Source organism: Pseudomonas sp. AC239 (genome assembly GCF_979258545.1).
This window is the reverse complement of the sequence record NZ_OZ409864.1, coordinates 1,165,688-1,181,461: the sequence shown is the minus strand read 5'-3', so window position 1 is coordinate 1,181,461 and position 15,774 is coordinate 1,165,688. Positions and strand designations below refer to the sequence as shown.

The window sequence follows — 15,774 nt, the reverse complement described above, 5'->3', positions numbered from 1 at the left end:
GTTCTCCGTGACGGCGCAGAATGCGTCTGCGCCGTGGTTTTCGACAATCAGTGCAAGGCTTGTTCAGCTTTTTGAATCGCCGCGAATTCTTCTTCCGGCGTGCCTGCTACCAAGTGATGCCGACTGTAGAAAGCAAAGTAAGCAATTAACACTCCATAGATGATCGCGGCGCCGATCACCACCCGTGGATCGACCAGGAAGCCCGCCACCACGGCGATACAGGCCAATACCAGCGCCACACCCGAGGTGAAAATGCCGCCCGGCGTGCGGTACGGCCGGTCCATTTTGGGGCGACGGATGCGCAGGGTGATGTGCGCGGCCATCATCAGCACATAGGAAATGGTAGCCCCGAACACCGCGACCAGAATCAGCAGATCGCCTTGGCCAGTCAGCGATAGACCGAAGCCGATGATCCCGGGAATCACCAGGGCCAGCACCGGCGCCTTGCTCTTGTTGGTCTGCGACAGTTTGCGCGGCAGGTAACCGGCCCGCGACAGCGCGAAGATCTGCCGCGAGTAGGCGTAGATGATCGAGAAGAAGCTGGCGATCAGTCCGGCCAGACCGACGAGATTGACGAAGCTGCCCATCCACGTCGAGCCACCGTAGGCCTTGCTCAGTGCTTCGACCAGCGGGTTACCGGAGGTGAGCAAGGAATTCGCACCGGCGCCGCCGGGGCCGACGATCAGAATCAGCAGGGCGAACATCAGCAGCACCAGCATTGCCCCGATCAGGCCACGCGGCAGATCGCGCTTGGGGTTTTTGGTTTCTTCGGCGGCCAGCGGCACGCCTTCGACGGCGAGGAAAAACCAGATCGCATAGGGAATCGCTGCCCAGACGCCGACATAGCCGAACGGCAGAAACGGACTGGCACCGACCGCAGTGGTCACCGGGATGTCGAGCAGATTGGCGACGTCGAAGTGCGGCACCATCGCCACCAGAAACACCCCCAGCGCCAGCGCGGCGACGGCGGTAATGATGAACATCAGCTTGAGCGCTTCGCCGACGCCGAAAATGTGGATGGCGATGAAGATGATGTAGAACGCCAGATAGATCATCCAGCCGCCAATGCCGAACAGCGACTCGCAGTAGGCGCCGATGAACACCGCGATGGCAGCGGGGGCGATGGCGTACTCGATGAGGATCGCGGTGCCGGTGAGAAACCCGCCCCACGGCCCGAACGCACTGCGGGCGAAACCGTAGCCGCCGCCGGCGGTGGGAATCATCGAGGACAATTCGGCCAGGGAAAAGCACATGCACAGGTACATCGTCGCCATCAGCAGCGTGGCGAGAAACATGCCGCCCCAGCCACCCTGGGCGAGGCCGAAATTCCAGCCGGCGTAGTCGCCGGAAATCACATAAGCGACGCCGAGGCCCACCAGCAGGACCCAGCCGGCGGCACCTTTTTTCAGTTCGCGTTGTTGGAAGTAGTCGGAGCCGACTTTTTCGAAGTCGACGGAGGAGCCGGTCGCCGGAGCGCCGGCCGGGGATTCGCTTGGCATAGGGTTCACCATTTTTATTGTTTTATTGGCCCGGCTACAGCCAGGAACCTGATCGTTCCCACGCTCTGCGTGGGAATGCAGCCCTAGACGCTCCGCGTCCCTTCGAAACCGAACGCGGAGCGTCCGTTGAGGCGTTCCCACGCGGAGCGTGGGAACGATCAGCATCGCAGGATCAGAAGAATCCCAACGGATTGATGTCGTAGCTCACCAGCAGGTTCTTGGTCTGCTGATAATGGTCGAGCATCATTTTGTGGGTTTCACGGCCGACGCCGGACTTCTTGTAACCACCGAACGCGGCGTGCGCCGGATAGAGGTGGTAGCAGTTGGTCCACACCCGACCGGCCTTGATTGCGCGGCCCATGCGGTAGGCGCGGTTGATGTCGCGGGTCCACAGTCCGGCGCCGAGACCGAACTCGGTGTCGTTGGCAATCGCCAGGGCTTCGGCTTCGTCCTTGAAGGTGGTGATGCTCACCACCGGGCCGAAGATTTCTTCCTGGAACACGCGCATCTTGTTGGTGCCCTTGAGCAGGGTCGGCTGGATGTAATAACCGGTGGCCAGGCTGCCCTCGAGTTTTTCCACCTTGCCGCCGGTCAGCAACTCCGCGCCTTCGCCCTTGGCAATTTCCAGGTACGAGAGGATCTTGTCGAATTGCTGCTCGGATGCCTGGGCGCCGACCATGGTGTCGGTGTCCAGCGGGTCGCCACGTTTGATCTGGCTGACTTTCTTCATCACGGCCTGCATGAATTCGTCATAGATCGATTCCTGCACCAGTGCGCGGGAAGGGCAGGTGCACACTTCGCCCTGGTTGAAGAACGCCAGCACCAGACCTTCAGCGGCTTTCTCGATGAAGCTCGGCTCAGCCTGCATGATGTCTTCGAAGAAGATGTTCGGCGACTTGCCGCCCAGTTCCACGGTCGACGGAATGATGTTTTCCGCTGCGCATTTCATGATGTGCGAGCCGACCGGGGTCGAGCCGGTGAAGGCGATTTTGGCGATGCGCTTGCTGGTCGCCAGTGCTTCGCCGGCTTCTTTGCCGAAGCCTTGCACGACGTTGAGCACGCCCGGCGGCAGCAGGTCGCCGATCAGCTCCATCAGCACGCAGATGCCCAGCGGGGTTTGCTCGGCAGGTTTGAGCACCACGCAGTTACCGGCGGCCAGCGCTGGCGCGAGTTTCCACGCAGCCATCAGCAGCGGGAAGTTCCACGGAATGATCTGGCCGACCACGCCCAGCGGTTCGTGAATGTGGTAAGCCACGGTATTGCCGTCGATTTCCGCAGCGCTGCCTTCCTGAGCGCGCAGGCAACCGGCGAAATAACGGAAATGGTCAGCGGCCAAGGGGATGTCGGCGTTGAGGGTTTCGCGGATTGCTTTGCCGTTGTCCCAGGTTTCGGTGATCGCCAGCAGTTCGAGATTCTCTTCGATGCGGTCGGCAATTTTCAGCAGGATCAGTGAACGCGCCTGCACCGAAGTGGCGCCCCACGCATCGGCGGCGGCGTGGGCAGCGTCCAGCGCCTTGTCGATGTCTTCGGCGGTGGAGCGGGGGAATTCGGCAATCGGCTGGCCATTTACTGGCGAGGTGTTGGTGAAGTACTGACCTTTGACCGGTGCGACGAACTCGCCGCCGATGTAGTTACCGTACTTGCTCTTGAACGAGACTTTGGCGCCGTCAGTACCGGGGTGGGCGTAACGCATGATGATGTTCTCCTTGGCTTTGTACTTATTAGAGAAACGCGCAAGTGCGCTTGCTATAAGCGTAGAGCAAGGGCCGGGCCACTGCCGTGCAGCGCAGGCAAATCAAGGGCTTGGCCGGTTTGTCTCGGACGAACGGAGAGGCGCTGTGACGGATTCGGTACAGCGCGGGTGACAGTTTGTACCGCTTGCGACACAGCCCGTGACCGGACGGTCTTGCCAGCATTGCATTGCCGGAGCCGCTGGAGGATGCTGGGCGTCACCTCATGCTTTGGGCCATCGCGCCCCGGGGAGAACAATAAGAAATGCACGACAACCATTTGAGTCGCCATGCCCGCCAGGTCCTCACCGCCACTCAGGGCAAGCCGCATTTGCATGGCCCCGGTGCCGACCCGTCGATCGCCCGTTCGTGGCTGCGGTGTCTTGAGGACTATCACCTCGACCCGGCCCTGAGCATGGCGCCGACGGTGCTCGAACACGGGCGCGTGCTTGAGAGCCGCGAACGTCTGCAGCAAGTGCTGCAAATCGCCGGTACGGAAATGAGCAGTCTGCATCAACAGCTTTCCGGCGCCGGCCACGCGGTGCTGCTGACCGATGCGCGCGGTGTGATCCTCAACTGCGTCACCGCGCCGGCCGAGCGCAAGATTTTCGAACGCGCCGGGCTCTGGCTCGGCGCCGACTGGAGCGAAGCCTGCGAAGGCACCAACGGCATCGGTACCTGCCTGGTCGAACGGCAGGCGCTGACCATTCACCAGGATGAACACTTTCGCGGCCGCCATACCGGGCTGACCTGCTCGGCCAGCCCGGTATTCGACCCGCACGGTGAATTGCTCGCGGTACTCGATGTGTCCTCGGCCCGTCCGGATGTTTCGCGGCAGAGCCAGTTCCACACCATGGCGCTGGTCAATCTGTCGGCGAAGATGATCGAGAGCTGCTATTTCCTGCGCTGTTTCGACAATCAATGGTTGCTGCGTTTTCATCTGCAGGCCGAGTCCGTCGGCCTGTTCAGCGAAGGGTTGCTGGCGTTCGACGGCGAAGGGCGGATCAGTGCGGTGAATCAGAGTGCGCTGAACCTGCTCGGGCATATTCGCGGTGGTTTGCTCGGGCAACCGGTGGACGCGTTTTTCGATTGTTCGCTGGATGACCTGCTAGGGCGGGCGAGTGCCAACGCCAGCGCCAGTTGGCCACTGCGCACCCGCGATGGTCGACATCTGTTTGCCGTGTTGCGCGGCGAATCGCGCAAGCCGACAGCCATCGTTCCAACGCCAATCGCTGCACCTGCGCCACGCCTGTCCGGCATCTGCCTCGGTGACGAAGCGTTGCAGGCGGAATTTCGCAAAGCCCTGCGCGTGTTCGAGCGCGACGTGCCGTTGTTGATCAACGGCGAAACCGGCTCGGGCAAGGAAGCGTTCGCCAAGGCTGTGCACCAAGCCAGCCAGCGCTCCGGTAACGCCTTCGTCGCGCTCAATTGCGCAGCCATTCCGGAAAGCCTGATCGAGAGCGAACTGTTCGGCTATCGCGGCGGCAGCTTCACCGGCGCGCGCAAGGACGGCATGCGCGGCAAGTTGCAGCAGGCCGATGGCGGCACGCTGTTTCTCGATGAAATCGGCGACATGCCGCTGGCTCTGCAGACCCGTTTGCTGCGGGTGCTGGAAGATCGCCAGGTGGTGCCGATTGGCGGCGAACCGGAGACGGTCAACGTGCGAATCATCAGCGCCACTCACCGCAATCTGCTTGAACGGGTCGAGGGCGGCAGTTTTCGCGAGGATTTGTATTACCGCTTGAACGGGTTGGAAGTGGCGCTGCCGGCGTTGCGTGAGCGCAGTGACAAGGCGCAGTTGCTGGATTTTCTGCTGGCCGAGGAGGCAGGCGGTGAGGCGATTGTGATTGAAGAGCCGGCGCGTCAGGCGTTGCTGGCGTTCAATTGGCCGGGTAATGTGCGGCAGATGCGCAATGTCCTGCGTACGCTGGCGGCGTTGTGTGATGGCGGGCGGGTCGGCGTTGAGGATTTGCCGGTGATGATTCGGCAGGCGCGGCCGGCGGTTGTGCCTGCGCAGACTGCCGCGCAGCCATTGGATGACGCCGAGCGCTTGGCATTGCTTGGCGCGCTGGAGCAGGCGCGCTGGCATATGACCCGTACCGCTGAACAGTTGGGCGTCAGCCGCAATACGCTGTACAGAAAGCTTCGCAAGCACGGCATCGCCCGCTCTGCCTGACCGACCTGATCGTTCCCACGCTCAGCGTGGGAACGATCAGGTCGAACAGGCCCGCCCCTCAGCTAAAGAGTGCCATTTCCCCCTCCCTACGCTAACCTGCGGCCATGTTTTACGAGGTCGACTATGCACATTCATATTCTGGGTATCTGCGGGACTTTCATGGGCTCGATGGCGGTGTTGGCCAAAGAGCTGGGCCATCATGTGACCGGCTCCGACGCCAACGTCTATCCGCCGATGAGCACGCAGCTCGAGGCCCAAGGCATTCAGCTGACGCAGGGCTATGACCCGGCGCAGCTCGATCCGGCGCCGGATCTGGTGGTGATCGGCAATGCCATGTCCCGTGGCAACCCGGCGGTGGAATATGTGCTGAACAAAGGCCTGCCGTACGTCTCCGGCCCGCAGTGGCTGGCCGACCATGTGCTGCAAGGTCGCTGGGTACTGGCCGTTGCCGGCACCCACGGCAAGACCACCACCAGCAGCATGCTCGCCTGGGTGCTGGAACATGCCGGCATGAGCCCGGGTTTCCTGATTGGTGGCGTGCCGCAAAATTTCTCGGTATCGGCGCGCCTGGGCGGTACGCCGTTTTTTGTGATCGAGGCTGACGAATACGACAGCGCCTTTTTCGACAAACGCTCGAAGTTTGTCCATTACCGTCCGCGCACCGCCATCCTCAACAACCTTGAGTTCGATCATGCGGACATCTTCCCCGATCTGCCGGCCATCGAACGTCAGTTCCACCACTTGGTGCGGACCATCCCGAGCGAAGGGCTGGTCATCCACCCGACCACCGAGCCTGCCTTGCAACGGGTGATTGAAATGGGCTGCTGGACCCCGGTGCAAACCACCGGCGCCGGCGGTCAGTGGCAGGTCAAGCTGCTCAGCGAGGACGGCTCGGCGTTCGAAGTGATGTTCGAAGGCGTGTCGCAAGGCACGGTCGAGTGGGAATTGACCGGTCAACACAACGTCGCCAACGCCCTTGCCGCTCTGGCAGCAGCGCGTCACGTTGGCGTCGTGCCGTCGATGGGCATTGCTGGGTTGAGCGCGTTCAAGAACGTCAAACGGCGTATGGAGAAAGTCGCCGAAGTGCGCGGCATCACCATTTACGACGACTTTGCTCATCACCCGACCGCCATCGCTACCACCCTCGACGGCCTGCGCAAACGCATCGGCGACGCACCACTGATTGCGATCATCGAGCCGCGCTCCAATTCGATGAAGCTCGGCGCGCACCGTGACGGTCTGCCGGACAGCGTGGTCGATGCCGATCAGGTGATCTGGTATGCCCCGGCCAACCTCGGTTGGGACCTGGGCGCCACCGCAGCGTTATGCACCGTGCCCTCCATCGTCAGCGATTCTCTGGAAGGCATCATCGAACGCGTGAAGAGCCAGGCCCAACCCGGCACGCACGTGGTGATCATGAGCAACGGCGGCTTCGGTGGCCTGCACGGCAAGCTCGCCGAGGCACTGCAATGAACACTTTTTCCCAGGCCGGCGGCCCGGAACGCATCACCCTGGCGATGACCGGCGCGTCGGGCGCGCAGTACGGTTTGCGCCTGCTCGATTGCCTGGTGCGCGAGGATCGCGAAGTGCACTTCCTGATCTCCAAGGCTGCGCAACTGGTAATGGCCACCGAGACCGACGTGTCCCTGCCGAACAAACCGCAGATGATGCAGGCCTTTCTGACCGAATACACCGGCGCCGCTGCCGGGCAGATTCGCGTGTATGGCAAGGAAGACTGGATGTCGCCGGTGGCCTCCGGCTCCGGCGCGCCGGCAGCCATGGTCGTGGTGCCGTGTTCGACCGGCACGCTGTCGGCGATTGCCACCGGCGCCTGCAACAACCTGATCGAACGCGCGGCGGACGTTACGCTGAAAGAACGCCGTCAGTTGATACTGGTGCCGCGCGAGGCGCCGTATTCGAGCATTCATCTGGAGCACATGCTCAAGCTGTCGAATCTGGGCGTGACCATTCTGCCGGCCTCGCCGGGCTTCTATCACCAGCCGCAGACCATCGATGACCTGATCGACTTCGTTGTGGCGCGGATCCTCAATCTGCTCGGCATCCCGCAGGACATGCTGCCGCGTTGGGGCGAGCATCACCTGAGCAGCGATGAATAAGCTGCTGGTGCTTGTGCTGGCGCTGCAATTGGCTGGATGCGCTACCGTGCGCACGCTGGATGCAGCCAAACCCGGCGCACCGGTGGTGTACGCCGGGACGCGGCTGGATTTGTATGCGTTGAACGGCGGCTGCTGTGCGATGGACCGGTTCGGTGCCGAAGCGCCGAGCTATCCGGGCGTGGACCTGCCGGCCAGCGCGTTGCTCGACACGCTGTTGTTGCCGTTGTCGTTGCTCACCGTGATTGGCGTAGGTTTTCAAGCGACTGGTGGATTGTAGGGGCGCGCACAACCTCTGTGGCGAGGGGATTTATCCCCGCTGGGGTGCGAAGCGCCCCCCAAAAAAATATAAAAGCGACGACTGCTGCGCAGCCGAACGGGGATAAATCCCCTCACCACAAAGTCCCGGCATTATTTGCCTAACTTGCGCAGCTCATCCGATTCAATCACCCGCACGCCATCCTGTTCTTCCAGCGCCAGGCGCCACATCGCTCGCGCCAACTGGCACGCTTCGATGCCGTGGTATTTGCCCGGAATCAGCTTCGACAACGGCCCGGCGAGTTGCTCGACCAGACGCGGTTCGGTGCGTTCGCCGAGTAACAGCGAAGGTCGGCAGATGGTCAGCTGCGGCCAGTTCTGCGCGCGCAGGGCCTGTTCCATTTCACCCTTGACCCGGTTGTAGAACACCGAGGAATTCGGATCGGCGCCAATCGCACTGATCACGATCAGGTGCCGTGCGCCCATCTCCCGGGCGCGCTTGGCAAACGCCACGACCATGTCCAGATCCACCGCGCGAAAGGCTTCTTCGGAACCTGCCTGTTTGATCGTGGTGCCGAGGCAGCAGTAGGCGATATCGACCCGGCCACTGAGCTGCGGCAGAAACGCCTGCGGGTCACCGACCGGGTTTTCCAGATGCGGATGCTCGGCCAGCGGCCGGCGTGAAGGGGCGAGGACACGGGTAATCGTTGGCTCGTTGAGCAAACGGTCGAGCAGATGTTCACCGGTCAGTCCGGTGGCTCCGGCAAGCAATACGTGCTGAGGCGTCAAGTACATAGTGTCTCTCCCTTGATACTGTTCAGCTTAGTTGCCTTTTTTCGCCGCGTCGTTCAATGCGCTGCTTTGCAACGCTTTGCGCGCCTGCTGTTTACGCAGCAGCTGCCAATGCGACAGCACGGTTTTCGGCGCCCAGATCTGCGGCTCCGAGGCTTCGAAGCCGTCGGCCAGCTCGCGCTCGGCAACGGTGGCCTTGGCCAGTTTGAATGCCTGTTCGAGGTCGTCGGTCTGGTTCAGCGCCTGGGCGAACAGCGCGTCGCCGAAATAGGTGAAGTTGGCTTCTTCCGAGCAACCGAACGACACCCGATCCGCGCGTGAGGCGGTCATGATCAGCGTGCGTTCGTCTTTCAGCGCCGGGATGAAACCGCCGGAATAGCACGAAGAAATCACGATGACCTTGTCGCGATGCTTCAGCGGCGCGAGCACGGCGGCGAGCTCATCGGCGGGCAGGTCGGCCAGTTCCATGCGCGGCTGATCGAGCACCAGTTCATGCTCGGCGGTGCCGTGGCTGGTCAGATAAATGAACAGCAGATCTTCCGGCCCGCTGCGTTCGGCAAGGGCTTGCGCGGCGCGGCGCAGGTTTTCCCGGGTGGCCATCGGCCGGTCGCCGAGATGATCGCGGTGATTGACCAAGCGGATCTGGCCGAAGGCGCCGAAGCGCGTATTGAGCATGTTGGCGACGTAATCGGATTCGCGCAGGAATACGCTTTGCTTGCCGTCGCCGCCAAGGGTCAGGGTGTACAACTCGACGGCCGGAGTCGAAGCAGGGATCGCCGCCAGCGCCTCGTCGAGCAAACGACCTTGGGCGAGCAAGCCGAGTTCGAGGGTGTCGGGCAGCAATTTGCCGTCGGCGTCGCGCACGCGTTGGCCGTTGATCCAGGTGCCACTGAGCACGCTGCCATCGGTCAGCACCAGCGTGCCGCGTCCTGAATAGCTGTCGTTGTCGAAGCCGCCGATGTAGAAGCTGCCATCGGCGAGGTTCAAGCGGCCCTGACCGGTGAAGCGCCAGTCATTGAATACACCGATGTAATGGCTGCCATCGGCACCGATCAATTCGCCCTTGCCAGTCAGCGCGCCTTCCTTGAACTGGCCGAGCCAGACGTCGCCGTCGGCGTTCTCGTAGCGGCCCTTGCCGTGCAGTTGATTGTTCTTGAAACCGCCGACGTAGATATCGCCGTCGGCGCTGTTGTAGGTGCCGTTGCCTTCCAGTTGGCCGTTGACGAAATGGCCCGTGAACGAATTGCCGCTGGCATCGCCGCGCTGGCCTTCGCCGTTGGGTTTGCCGTGGGCGAACTGGCCTTGATAGGAGCTGCCGTCGTCCATTTCCAGACGGCCGAGGCCGGAATACTGGTCAGCCTTGAACTCGCCGCGATAGGTCATGCCGTTTTCTTTCAGCGTGCCTTCGCCCTCGCGCCGGCCCTGCTTGAAACCACCGGTGTAGCTGCTGGCATTGGTGCTCAGGCTGCCCTGACCATCAAACAGACCTTGCTGGAACTGGCCGCGATAGACCTCGCCATTGCTGCCGTGCCATTCGCCTTGGCCGTGCCACTGACCCTTATCGAATTCCCCGGCGTACCAGCTGCCGTTGGGGTAATCGACGCGGCCCTGACCTTGCAGCAAGCCGTCGACCAGTTCCCCGCGATAGCGACCGCCATCGGGCAGGCGCGCATCCGGCGGCAACAGCGATTCGCCGTCGCCGCAAGCGGTGAGCATCAGGGTCAGGGCAAGGGGTGCAAGTCGAGCGATTGAGCGCATAGCGGGATCCGGGCAATTAGGCGACCGAGTATGCCGCAGCTATGCGTCGCATATATACAGACGTGACGCGAAACAGCGTGCGCTGCTTCGCATCCGGGATGATCAGACGAAGCAGAGCGACAGTGGCTCGGCGATGTAAGCCGGTTTGTCCGAGCCTTCTATCTCCAGTGTCGCGGTAGCCTTGAGCAACCACTGGCCGGGTTTTTTCTCGGTGACTTCGACCATGTCGACCTTCAGTCGGACTTTCGAGTTGACCTTGACCGGCTGGATGAAGCGCACGCTGTCCAGGCCATAGTTGACGACCATCTTCACGCCTTCGGGCAGCACGAGGATGTCTTCCATCAGTTTCGGCATCAGCGACAGCGACAGGAAACCATGGGCAATCGTGCTGCCAAACGGCGTTTGCGCAGCCTTGACCGGATCGACGTGAATGAACTGAAAATCACCGGTGGCTTCGGCGAACAGGTTGATGCGCTCCTGATCGATGGTGAGCCATTCGGAACGTCCAAGTTCCTTGCCGACATAATCTTTGAGCTCTGCAACGGGAACATAGGGCATTGAGACTCTCCTTGGGTTCATCGGTTTTATAGTTTTTCAGGGCGGATTTGACCGGCCTGCGAACCACTGTAGATCATCATGGCGATTTGCTCAGGTCAACCGACCATGCTTTTGGCGAATGCCGGTCCATAGCGCCGGCATGCTTATAATGCCGAGCTCTGCTGGCTGAAAATGTAAGACGGAGATGTCGGATGTTGTTACGTGGCCTGACCCTGCTGGTGCTGTTCCAATTGCTTGGCACCGCGCTCAATCATTTGCTGTTGCCGATATTGCCGGGGCCGATCATCGGGCTGCTGCTGTTGCTGGTGTTCCTGATCATTCGCGGTGAAGTGGGCGAGCCGCTGAACCAGGCGGCGGGCAGCCTGCTGCGGTATCTGCCGTTGCTGCTGGTGCCGCCTGCGGTAGGCGTGATGGTGTATGCCACGGCGATTGCCGCCGATTTCTGGGCGATCGTCGGCGCGCTGGTGGTCTCGCTGATCGTGTCGATGGCCTTTGCCGGCGTGCTCATGCAACGGCTGGTCAAACGTCACGCGCCGCCGGCGGAGGAGTCCTGATGCTGTTCGACTGGCAAGGCGCGTGGGCGTCGGTGATTCATCATCCGCTGTTCGGCATTGGCATCACCCTCGGCGCCTATCAACTGGTGCTGGCGGCGTTCGAGAAAACCCGCTGGATCTTTCTGCAACCGGTGCTGGTCTCCATGTTGTTGGTGATCGGTGTGCTGGTCGGCTGCGGCCTGACTTACGCGGAGTACCGCAAGAGCACCGAGATCCTCAGCATTCTGCTGGGGCCGGCCACGGTGGCGCTGGCGGTGCCGCTCTATTTGAACCTGCGGCGCATCCGCCAATTGTTCTGGCCGATTTTTACTACGCTGGTGATAGGCGGGGTGGTCGCAACGGGCATGGGTGTGGCGCTGGGCTGGTGGTTCGGTGCCGATCACATGATCCTGATGACCATGGCGCCGAAATCGGTGACCTCGCCGATCGCCATGCTGGTCGCCGAGCAGATCGGCGGCGTGGCGGCGCTGGCCGCGGTATTCGTGCTGATCACCGGGGTGATCGGCGCGATCTTCGGCCCGGCGCTGCTGACCCGCCTCGGTGTGCACAGCCCCGAAGCGCGTGGCATGGCGCTGGGCATGACGGCTCACGCGGTTGGCACGGCGGTGGCGATGCAGGAAAACGATGAGTGCGGCGCATTTGCCGCGCTGGCAATGAGTCTGATGGGCGTGGCCACGGCGGTGTTCCTGCCGTTGGCGGTGTCGATGGTGGTGTAAGGAAAATGTCTATGAGTCTGCCGCTTTTCCCGCTGAACACGGTGCTGTTCCCCGGCTGCAATCTCGATCTGCAGATCTTCGAGGCACGCTACCTCGACATGATCGGTCGTTGCATGAAGCAGGGCGTCGGCTTCGGTGTAGTGTGCATCCTTGAAGGCAGCGAAGTCGGCGTGGCGCCGGAGGGGTTCGCGCTGGTGGGATGCGAGGCGCGGATCACCGATTTCCAGCAGCAGGACAACGGCCTGCTCGGCATTCGCGTGCAGGGCGGGCGGCGTTTCAATGTGTTGCGCACCGAAGTGCAGCGCGATCAATTGATTCTGGCCGATGTCGAATGGCTCGACGACGAACCCGAGCAACCGTTGCAGGACGAGGACGCCGATCTGGTCGCGCTGCTGAAAGCACTAGCCGAACACCCGATGGTCGAAGCGCTGGACATGGGCACCGAGGCGGTCGGCCAACAGTCACTGGCCAATCAGCTTGCCTATCTGTTGCCCTTCACTGAAGAAGACAAGATCGACTTGTTGCAACTCGACGATCCGCAGCAGCGGCTGGATGCGATTCAGGCGTTGCTTGATGAGTTGCAGGGGGAGTTATTCGCCTAGTTTTACTTTGAATCAACTACTGCCACCTGCCAGCATTGTTTTGCTTTGGTCTTTATCTTAGTTTTCAGGTTGTCCGCAGGAGGCGGGCAATTTGAACAAGAATAAGGATGAAAGCATGACTGTATATGAAGATGAATGGGAGTTCTGGGACGACATTGCCGGCAAATACATTTTGAAAAATGCCGGCACTGATCACAACGCCGGCCTCGTTACAGAGGCGGCAGCAAATTATGCCGATCGCATGGTAATAGCCCGGCGTAAACGGAAATCTGAAAAGGTCCCTGACGGCGAAGTCCCGCGGATGTCGGCAACAGCCACAATCGTCGCGGCCGCAACCGTTGTTTGATTATTTTATTTTTCAGTATTTATCTGCCGCTGCAACTGAGTCACGGCAGAGCGTTTATCGGTGGGTAACTCTATGTCTCTAGCGAAAATAAATAATAAAGCTTTCACGGCAAATCTTTATCTGGATGGTCGACCGGTAGTCCTCAATCAACAACGTCTGCAACAGGTGTTGCGCGATAAGCGGATAACCCTGGGCGAAAAACTGGAGGCCGAAGCAGGACTGGCGAGCCTGCGGACATCCAGCTTCATCACGCTGGCTGACCATGAGGACGATGATCCGCTGGTGTTGAAGTTCGTTCCTCAGGGTGACTGTTACGCAGTGCACCTGGTGCATCCGGGCGCATTTGACGGTGCGCGAATGTTCATTGAGGACAAGACCCATAACCTGTTGGCGAGCACCAGCGCCACGGCGCAGTACTTTTCGATCAGTACCTATGGGGCGCCGAAGGCTTCCCTCAACGATATTGCCTCCGGCCCCGCGCATATCGAATTGAACAGCGAGCCGAAGGACAAACCCTTGTACCGTCAGGTGAGCAGTGGCATGAGTTCGTTTCTGGACACCGATCCCAATGTCACCGGGCATAACGCCTTCAACAACAAACCTGCGCGATTTGTGATCAAGGTGCTTGAGTAGCGCAAGCTCATGATTTGAAAACAGGCGCCATTCATTACTGAATGGCGCCTGGATATTACGGCCGGTAATGTTCCGCTACGGGCCAGCTTATATCGTTGGAACAGGTGTCTGCGCCTTTGGGCAAGTGTAATATCGCTTCACCCGCGGCGCCTGCTTCATATATCAATTGGTCATAGGAATTGCTGTTGTAGCGACCTTCCCAAGTAGCCTCCTCAATCTCCCCGGCTTCGCTGCCCGCCTTTCTGAAAACATCCGCGACCCTGGCCGCTTGACGCATGTTCGAACTGACCAGCCAGATCCTCTCGGCACTGATACCACGGGTGGGCATCGATATTTGACCTTCGAAAGCGTCGCCGACAAAGTCCATGTTACTCAGATACAGGTTTTCCACGCGTGGCACCACTTCAATGCCGCGGGTATCGATGACATAAAGGAAACCGAGTTTTTGTTTTCGCCGCCACAATGGGTAGTCACGTGAATCGTCCATTTCAAATGAGGTATCAGACTCCTCGGCCGAACTGTGTTTATATCCACTCGACGAATCACTGTCGGAGAAATGTCCCGGATAGCGGTTGGCCTGGCTGTTGTAGTGTCGGGGATTGGAGTAGTAATCAAAACTCAGATACTCACGGCCATTGCCCAAAGAGAATGTCGCGCTGAAAGCATGTTTGGTTGTGGTGCCGGAGGCGTTTCCACGTAACTTTACCAAGCGCTTGTCCCGCGCCAGTTCAAAGGGAGTGCGCAAGTCGGCACGAAACATGGCCGGGATGTCCGTGCGGTAAAGATAGTCATGCCTGTTGCGTTTATAACCGGCATGCTCCAGATAACCTTGCAGAAAATCGTCTTCATAACGCTGATTGACTGGCGGTAAGTTGCCCTCATGTCTCTCGCCGTGATTGCGCAGTTTCAGCGTGAAAGGGCCGAGCTCCTCGGCGATATGCTCGAACCGTTTGGTGTCCAGTGCATTTCGGGAGAGTTCTTTGTGCGTTTCGGCCCATTCCGGGAAGCCGTTTTCCATGTCCGGGCGCAAGCGTTTCTGCTGAGCGATGCTCAGGTTGTAAGTACGTAACAGTTCGGCGCATTCGCTGCGGGATTTCTGCGAGTGAGACCACTTCATGGAGTCCAGAAGAAACTTGTGGTCATCCTCGGTATTTCTGCGCCTTGCCCAGGCCGGCGGACCGCCTCGGACCTCGGCCTCGGCACGAAAGGTGAGGATTTCTGCATCGCGCAGGTGATAAACATCCCAGATTTCCGCATCGGTCCAGTGCGCCAGCTTCAGCGGCACTGAAGTGTCCCCGCGAGCTTCGCTCGGGTCGACTTTGATCATGCGACCGGATTTGCCCTGAAATGCGAAACCGACATTTGGCCGGATAATCATTGGTTCCCGATTTGTCATTTCCTTCCATTCATGTACCGCGTAATAGCCTTGCTCATCTGGTACGGGCGCGGAACGGGCCTTGGCCCACCCCAAGTATTGCAGGGAGTAGCGATCCGGTGGGTACATCTCGATGGGCTTGTTCAAGCTCCACAAATCAGTGTCGGCGACTCGATACAGCGGTGGGCCCGATGGCACTCGCTCGCTGGACAGTCTGGCCCGGTAGGCCTTGGTCAGGTCGTGGTAGGCAACCATCACCGTCAGCCCGGCGGCAGAACCGTCATCGTTGGCAATATCGGCGAACTGTCGACCCTTGTATGTCTTGAGACCTTGCGCATCGTGCCTCAAGTCGGCACTGACGTTTTGTACATAAGGTTCAAGGGGCGATTTTGCTGGACCCCGCGGCGGCTTCTGCATGTCGGGCATGTGGGTGACCGTGATGCCGGGTCGTAATGTCGCGTGGTCGACGGCAGGAGCGATGGTATCGATGCCCGCCAAGGCATTCGAGCCATCCGCTCGAATCCGACCGGGCAGGCGCAGATCCAGATCGATCGGACGATCAGGAGAGGCTGGCCGCGTTGTCGAGCTGCCGGGCGTTTCGGTGGTTGGTGAGGGGCGCAAAGGCCCGGGTTTTTGGCGCATGAATAAACTCCTTCTTTATGA

15 protein-coding genes are annotated in these 15,774 nt (G+C 60.4%); 9 read left to right on the top strand and 6 right to left on the bottom strand.

Translation table 11 applies throughout. The features are described 5' to 3' along the window. Nucleotides 1-47: 47 nt before the first annotated feature. Both eat and exaC read right to left on the bottom strand, forming a co-directional pair. Nucleotides 48-1,499, bottom strand: a complete 1,452-nt coding sequence (gene eat, locus ACZ0AZ_RS05435) for an ethanolamine permease (RefSeq protein ID WP_039761854.1) — start codon at nt 1,497-1,499, stop codon at nt 48-50. 172 nt (nt 1,500-1,671) lie between these two features. After that, nucleotides 1,672-3,192, bottom strand: a complete 1,521-nt coding sequence (exaC, locus tag ACZ0AZ_RS05430; protein WP_024014465.1) for an acetaldehyde dehydrogenase ExaC — start codon at nt 3,190-3,192, stop codon at nt 1,672-1,674. Between the two features lie 302 nt (nt 3,193-3,494). Here exaC and ACZ0AZ_RS05425 point away from each other — a divergent pair, with 302 nt between their 5' ends. The 4 genes from ACZ0AZ_RS05425 to ACZ0AZ_RS05410 all read left to right on the top strand — a co-directional run bounded on the left by ACZ0AZ_RS05425 (nt 3,495) and on the right by ACZ0AZ_RS05410 (nt 7,799). After that, complete coding sequence (locus ACZ0AZ_RS05425) at nt 3,495-5,405, top strand: sigma-54-dependent Fis family transcriptional regulator (protein WP_463537049.1); 1,911 nt, start codon at nt 3,495-3,497, stop codon at nt 5,403-5,405. A gap of 123 nt (nt 5,406-5,528) precedes the next feature. Further along, nucleotides 5,529-6,878 (top strand): UDP-N-acetylmuramate:L-alanyl-gamma-D-glutamyl-meso-diaminopimelate ligase, encoded by a 1,350-nt coding sequence (gene mpl, locus ACZ0AZ_RS05420; protein ID WP_016773007.1) that lies wholly within the window; start codon nt 5,529-5,531, stop codon nt 6,876-6,878. Then, nucleotides 6,875-7,522 carry a flavin prenyltransferase UbiX gene (ubiX, locus tag ACZ0AZ_RS05415; RefSeq protein WP_024014462.1) on the top strand — a complete coding sequence of 216 codons (648 nt, stop codon included), beginning with the start codon at nt 6,875-6,877 and terminating at the stop codon, nt 7,520-7,522. Before mpl ends, ubiX begins: the two co-directional genes overlap by 4 nt. Then, nucleotides 7,515-7,799: a YceK/YidQ family lipoprotein gene (locus tag ACZ0AZ_RS05410; RefSeq protein ID WP_024014461.1), complete on the top strand. Its 285-nt coding sequence runs from the start codon at nt 7,515-7,517 to the stop codon at nt 7,797-7,799. The genes ubiX and ACZ0AZ_RS05410 overlap by 8 nt, the downstream gene beginning before the upstream one ends. 131 nt (nt 7,800-7,930) lie before the next feature. On the opposite strand, the gene ACZ0AZ_RS05405 is transcribed toward ACZ0AZ_RS05410, so the two are convergent. The 3 genes from ACZ0AZ_RS05405 to ACZ0AZ_RS05395 form a co-directional block, all read right to left on the bottom strand. Beyond that, the gene (locus ACZ0AZ_RS05405; protein ID WP_016773010.1) at nt 7,931-8,572 is read right to left on the bottom strand and encodes an oxidoreductase; all 642 of its coding nucleotides are present in this window, start codon (nt 8,570-8,572) and stop codon (nt 7,931-7,933) included. Between the two features lie 27 nt (nt 8,573-8,599). Beyond that, entirely contained in the window at nt 8,600-10,327 is a 1,728-nt protein-coding gene (locus tag ACZ0AZ_RS05400; protein ID WP_463537048.1) for a C13 family peptidase, read from the bottom strand. 102 nt (nt 10,328-10,429) lie between these two features. Then, complete coding sequence (locus ACZ0AZ_RS05395) at nt 10,430-10,885, bottom strand: MaoC family dehydratase (protein ID WP_016773011.1); 456 nt, start codon at nt 10,883-10,885, stop codon at nt 10,430-10,432. Nucleotides 10,886-11,076: 191 nt separating this feature from the next. Between ACZ0AZ_RS05395 and ACZ0AZ_RS05390 the strand changes: the two genes are divergently transcribed. From ACZ0AZ_RS05390 to ACZ0AZ_RS05370, 5 genes are all read left to right on the top strand, one after another. Next, the gene (locus ACZ0AZ_RS05390; RefSeq protein ID WP_129999737.1) at nt 11,077-11,439 is read left to right on the top strand and encodes a CidA/LrgA family protein; all 363 of its coding nucleotides are present in this window, start codon (nt 11,077-11,079) and stop codon (nt 11,437-11,439) included. Then, the gene (locus tag ACZ0AZ_RS05385; protein ID WP_016773013.1) at nt 11,439-12,155 is read left to right on the top strand and encodes an LrgB family protein; all 717 of its coding nucleotides are present in this window, start codon (nt 11,439-11,441) and stop codon (nt 12,153-12,155) included. The genes ACZ0AZ_RS05390 and ACZ0AZ_RS05385 overlap by 1 nt, the downstream gene beginning before the upstream one ends. 11 nt (nt 12,156-12,166) lie before the next feature. Then, nucleotides 12,167-12,757 carry an LON peptidase substrate-binding domain-containing protein gene (locus ACZ0AZ_RS05380; protein ID WP_310406907.1) on the top strand — a complete coding sequence of 197 codons (591 nt, stop codon included), beginning with the start codon at nt 12,167-12,169 and terminating at the stop codon, nt 12,755-12,757. 115 nt (nt 12,758-12,872) lie between these two features. Then, nucleotides 12,873-13,103, top strand: coding sequence for a hypothetical protein (locus tag ACZ0AZ_RS05375; protein ID WP_039761841.1), 231 nt, complete (start codon nt 12,873-12,875; stop codon nt 13,101-13,103). A 72-nt stretch (nt 13,104-13,175) separates the two neighbouring features. After that, nucleotides 13,176-13,736: a hypothetical protein gene (locus ACZ0AZ_RS05370; protein WP_039761839.1), complete on the top strand. Its 561-nt coding sequence runs from the start codon at nt 13,176-13,178 to the stop codon at nt 13,734-13,736. 55 nt (nt 13,737-13,791) lie between these two features. Here ACZ0AZ_RS05370 and ACZ0AZ_RS05365 read toward each other — a convergent pair whose 3' ends face one another. Next, nucleotides 13,792-15,753, bottom strand: a complete 1,962-nt coding sequence (locus tag ACZ0AZ_RS05365; RefSeq protein ID WP_129999741.1) for a hypothetical protein — start codon at nt 15,751-15,753, stop codon at nt 13,792-13,794. Nucleotides 15,754-15,774: the final 21 nt, after the last annotated feature.

Excerpts from the sequence above, each read along its gene's own strand:
- eat (WP_039761854.1), bottom strand. The coding sequence starts at position 1,499 with ATGCCAAGCGAATCCCCGGCCGGCGCTCCGGCGACCGGCTCCTCCGTC.
- exaC (WP_024014465.1), bottom strand. The coding sequence starts at position 3,192 with ATGCGTTACGCCCACCCCGGTACTGACGGCGCCAAAGTCTCGTTCAAG.
- ACZ0AZ_RS05425 (WP_463537049.1), top strand. The coding sequence starts at position 3,495 with ATGCACGACAACCATTTGAGTCGCCATGCCCGCCAGGTCCTCACCGCC.
- mpl (WP_016773007.1), top strand. The coding sequence starts at position 5,529 with ATGCACATTCATATTCTGGGTATCTGCGGGACTTTCATGGGCTCGATG.
- ubiX (WP_024014462.1), top strand. The coding sequence starts at position 6,875 with ATGAACACTTTTTCCCAGGCCGGCGGCCCGGAACGCATCACCCTGGCG.
- ACZ0AZ_RS05410 (WP_024014461.1), top strand. The coding sequence starts at position 7,515 with ATGAATAAGCTGCTGGTGCTTGTGCTGGCGCTGCAATTGGCTGGATGC.
- ACZ0AZ_RS05405 (WP_016773010.1), bottom strand. The coding sequence starts at position 8,572 with ATGTACTTGACGCCTCAGCACGTATTGCTTGCCGGAGCCACCGGACTG.
- ACZ0AZ_RS05400 (WP_463537048.1), bottom strand. The coding sequence starts at position 10,327 with ATGCGCTCAATCGCTCGACTTGCACCCCTTGCCCTGACCCTGATGCTC.
- ACZ0AZ_RS05395 (WP_016773011.1), bottom strand. The coding sequence starts at position 10,885 with ATGCCCTATGTTCCCGTTGCAGAGCTCAAAGATTATGTCGGCAAGGAA.
- ACZ0AZ_RS05390 (WP_129999737.1), top strand. The coding sequence starts at position 11,077 with ATGTTGTTACGTGGCCTGACCCTGCTGGTGCTGTTCCAATTGCTTGGC.
- ACZ0AZ_RS05385 (WP_016773013.1), top strand. The coding sequence starts at position 11,439 with ATGCTGTTCGACTGGCAAGGCGCGTGGGCGTCGGTGATTCATCATCCG.
- ACZ0AZ_RS05380 (WP_310406907.1), top strand. The coding sequence starts at position 12,167 with ATGAGTCTGCCGCTTTTCCCGCTGAACACGGTGCTGTTCCCCGGCTGC.
- ACZ0AZ_RS05375 (WP_039761841.1), top strand. The coding sequence starts at position 12,873 with ATGACTGTATATGAAGATGAATGGGAGTTCTGGGACGACATTGCCGGC.
- ACZ0AZ_RS05370 (WP_039761839.1), top strand. The coding sequence starts at position 13,176 with ATGTCTCTAGCGAAAATAAATAATAAAGCTTTCACGGCAAATCTTTAT.
- ACZ0AZ_RS05365 (WP_129999741.1), bottom strand. The coding sequence starts at position 15,753 with ATGCGCCAAAAACCCGGGCCTTTGCGCCCCTCACCAACCACCGAAACG.